1 protein-coding gene is annotated in these 251 nt (G+C 61.0%); it reads right to left on the minus strand.

The annotated features are described in order from the left end of the window. The coding region (locus IU459_RS38195) for a hypothetical protein (RefSeq protein ID WP_195134384.1) at positions 1 to 215 on the minus strand (215 nt) is incomplete at its 3' end. Positions 216 to 251: the final 36 nt, after the last annotated feature.

Raw genomic sequence — 251 nt, forward strand, 5'->3', positions numbered from 1 at the left:
ATCCCCACTCCGGCCGGAGCCACGCCACGCGAGATCGGCACCGCGGCGACCGCCACGCTGTTGCCGATCGTGTCAGTCAACCAGGGCAAATCCACACGACCTTGACATTTCAGATTCCACAGAACCGGCGGGTAGTGCGACACGTCGGATTGCTTGCCGAATGGCTTGCGCACATGGGTGGCGATCAACTCACCTCGGTCGAAGATCTGCACCATCGAATACGTCGAGCGCACATCCACTTTCCGGCCGAT

It is taken from the genome of Nocardia amamiensis, from assembly GCF_015477605.1.
Taxonomy (GTDB): Bacteria; Actinomycetota; Actinomycetes; order Mycobacteriales; family Mycobacteriaceae; genus Nocardia; species Nocardia amamiensis_A.